This window comes from Vibrio sp. Vb1337 (assembly GCF_033338715.1).
GTDB lineage: Bacteria > Pseudomonadota > Gammaproteobacteria > Enterobacterales > Vibrionaceae > Vibrio > Vibrio alginolyticus.
This window is the reverse complement of the sequence record NZ_JAWOTD010000099.1, coordinates 1-1452: the sequence shown is the minus strand read 5'-3', so window position 1 is coordinate 1452 and position 1452 is coordinate 1. Positions and strand designations below refer to the sequence as shown.

Genomic DNA, 1452 nt, shown 5'->3' with positions numbered 1-1452 from the left:
TCAGCTTTGAGCATGAAAGCCTCGACTTACGGTTACTTTAAAATGTTATATTAAAGACGAAGAATGTATTTTATGTTCAAGATCTAAGTTTCATTAGCAAACGCTATACTAAGAAACAAAAACCGGGATAAAATAAATAATAATCATGTAACAGTTAATTTTCCTATAAACACCAAATTGAAACACATTATTAATTTCCATTTATTTATAAATTATAATTAATTTTATAAATAACAAGGATTTATTTTAATTATGAACATTTAGATTACGACTTAATTTTATTCACGATAAATTTATTTGAGACATTAATCACACTATATTTCAAATCTCAGTAATAGACTCCGAGCCTTTCAAACCCCCATTATCAGTGAGTCTATGAAACTTTCTAATTTAAGTATCAAGTATAAAATCAGTGCGCTGATTTTGATCATTTCGTTATCTGTTATCGCTCTCTCCGTTTTCTTTACATCTGAAATCAAGATGATAGAAGGAAAACTTACCGTATTTTCTGAAACCACCGTACCTAGCGTATTGCTCGTAAAAAATACCGAAATTGAACTCGGAATTTTAAGAAAGGATGAATTCTCTTTATTAACCAATGTGAATCACCCTCAATTCATGGAATGGGTAGCCGGATTAGAAAAATCTGAACAGAAAATTGATAAATATCTAGACCAATATGAGAAAGGACTATGGGATCAACGCGACCGAGACGCTTTCAATAAAGTAAAAAGTGCCTGGGTTAAATACAGTGCGTTTAACAATGAATACGCGAAGTTGCTATTGAATAATAAAATCGATGAAGCAAATGAAACATTGTTAAACGGATTTTCTACATTCACACAATTATCCGATGCGATTCGTGATTTAGTGGAACTAAACCAAACCTACGTACAAGAAGATATTGCTAGCGCTCATGAAGCAGTGCGCAGCGCAATCACCTACAGCATTATTGCTATCGTCGCGCTATTGGCACTGAGTTTTACGCTAGGCCTATTCCTAACCAAACAGATCTGCACACCACTAAATTACGTGGTAAACATGGCGTCGAAAATCGCGTCAGGCGATCTAACTTACCAGCTTCCACGTAACAAAATTGGTCATGATGAGCTTGGCACCTTGGCAGATGCCTGCGTTGATATGCAAGCGAAGTTGCTTACTTTGGTCGACAGTATCTCGTCAACCACAGCTCAAGTAGGCACCGCCATTGAAGAAGTGAGCGCGATTTCCGAACAGACTTCAACCGGCATGGATGAACAACAAGTTCAGCTAAACCTTATCGCAACAGCAATGAACGAGATGCAAGCGACAGTAAATGAAGTCGCCAGCAACACCGAAGCAGCGTCAGAAACGGCAAACAGTGCTTCTCACGATGCGAAAGAAGGCCGCGGTGGCGTTCAAGAATGTATTACCCAAATCCACGAGGCGTCATTGGCGATTCAGTCGGTTGGC

1 protein-coding gene is annotated in these 1452 nt (G+C 37.9%); it reads left to right on the top strand.

Annotated features, from left to right (window positions below):
• Window positions 1-375: 375 nt before the first annotated feature.
• Window positions 376-1452, top strand: a 1077-nt coding sequence (locus R7E42_RS24185; RefSeq protein ID WP_318073114.1) for a methyl-accepting chemotaxis protein, incomplete at its 3' end; no start/stop codon positions are given.